This is a genomic window from Macromonas nakdongensis, from assembly GCF_002837145.1.
Taxonomy (GTDB): Bacteria; Pseudomonadota; Gammaproteobacteria; order Burkholderiales; family Burkholderiaceae_C; genus Macromonas_B; species Macromonas_B nakdongensis.
This window is the reverse complement of record NZ_NWMV01000169.1, coordinates 705-2,392: the sequence shown is the minus strand read 5'-3', so window position 1 is coordinate 2,392 and position 1,688 is coordinate 705. Positions and strand designations below refer to the sequence as shown.

Sequence of the window (1,688 nt, the reverse complement as noted above, 5' to 3'; positions counted from 1 at the left end):
ACACGCTGGACGCCGCCCTGGATGGCATGACCCACCTGTGCGCCACTGCGATGACGCCGCGCGACTTCGGCCCGCCGACCCGGGCACCGCGCGAACACCTCGGGGCCCTGGCGGCCGATTGGCTGGCGCCGGGTGCTGCTGCCCCGGTCGCGGCCCAAGGCATGGCCCTGCTGTTCGGCAGCGAGCGCTATGGCATGAAAAACGAAGACGTGTACCGCTGCCACGCCTGCCTGCGCATCCCCACCGCGGCCGGGTACGGTTCCCTGAACATCGCCGCCGCGGTGCAACTGATCGCCTACGAATGGCGCCAGGCGCTGGGTGGGTTCGACGGGGTGGTGCCTGCGGCCAACCCGGCGCCCCTGGCCGATGGTGCGGCGCCGGCCGATGCCCAGGCCATCGCCGGCCTGCTGGCGCATTGGCACGAGGCCCTGGTGGCGGTGGATTTCCTCGACCCCGCCGCGCCGAAAAAACTCCTGCCCCGGCTCAACCAGCTGTTCAACCGGGCCCAGCCCACGGTCGAGGAAATCCACATCCTGCGCGGGGTGGCGCGGGCCATGCTGCAGACCGCGGCCCGGGCAAAGCGCTAGACTGCACCCTCCACCGACCTGTCCCACACGCATGTTCGCCCGCCTCAAGTCCGACATCGATTGCATCCTGGAACGCGATCCGGCCGCCCGCTCGCGCTGGGAGGTGCTGACGTGTTACCCCGGCCTGCACGCGGTGGTGTTCCACCGCTTGGCCCACGCCTGCTGGCACGGCGGTTTCAAGTGGCTGGGGCGCTGGGTGTCGCACTGGAACCGCTGGCTCACCGGCATCGAAATCCACCCCGGTGCCCGCATCGGCCAGCGCGTCTTCATCGACCACGGCATGGGCGTGGTCATCGGTGAAACCGCCGAAATCGGCGACGGCTGCACCATCTACCACGGCGTCACCTTGGGCGGCACCTCGCTGTACAAGGGCGAAAAACGCCACCCGACGCTTGGCCGGAACGTGGTGGTGGGGGCCGGCGCCAAGGTGCTGGGCGGCTTCACCGTGGGCGAGGGTGCCAAGGTCGGCAGCAACGCGGTCGTCACCAAGCCGGTGCCGGCCGGGGCCACGGCCGTGGGCAACCCGGCCCGCATCATCCAGGCCGAGGCCGACGCCAAACGCGAGGAGGCGGCTTCGAAGATGGGTTTTTCGGCCTATGGCGTGACGCAGAACGACGACCCGCTGAGCCAAGCCATGCGCGGCCTGATCGACAACGCCGCTGGCCACGAACACCAGATCGCGCTGCTCTGGCAGGCGCTGGAGAAATTGAGCTGCCCGCGCAAGGAAATGCCGGCCGACGCCGCCACCACCGAGCACTTCGAGGCGCAGAAGCTCAACGACCTGGTCGGCAAGTGAGCCGCCGGCCCCCAGGGGCGGCGCGGCGTGTGCCCGGCCTTCAGCCGCCCGGCGGGCGGATGGCGTGCTTCGGCCGGAAGGCCTTGCAGACGGCCTCGTGCGTCTCCAGGTAGGGCCCGCCGATGAGGTCGATGCAATAGGGCACGGCGGCAAAAATCCCCGGCACCACCGACCGGCCCTCGGCGTCCTTCAGGCCCTCCAGCGTTTCGGCGATGCTCTTGGGCTGGCCCGGCAGGTTGATGATCAGCGTGCGCCCGCGGATCACGGCCACTTGGCGCGACAGGATGGCGGTGGGCACGAAGCGC

3 protein-coding genes are annotated in these 1,688 nt (G+C 70.2%); 2 read left to right on the top strand and 1 reads right to left on the bottom strand.

The genetic code is table 11. From position 1 onward, the window contains the following. Positions 1-587: RNA methyltransferase (locus tag CON77_RS14890; protein WP_101050384.1), on the top strand; the 587-nt coding region annotated here is incomplete at its 5' end. Between the two features lie 31 nt (positions 588-618). Beyond that, a complete protein-coding gene (gene cysE, locus CON77_RS14885; protein WP_101050382.1) occupies positions 619-1,383 on the top strand; it encodes a serine O-acetyltransferase in 765 nt (254 codons plus the stop codon). Positions 1,384-1,423: 40 nt separating this feature from the next. On the opposite strand, the gene CON77_RS14880 is transcribed toward cysE, so the two are convergent. Continuing rightward, on the bottom strand, positions 1,424-1,688 hold a 265-nt coding region (locus CON77_RS14880), incomplete at its 5' end, for a molybdopterin-binding domain-containing protein (protein WP_500778842.1).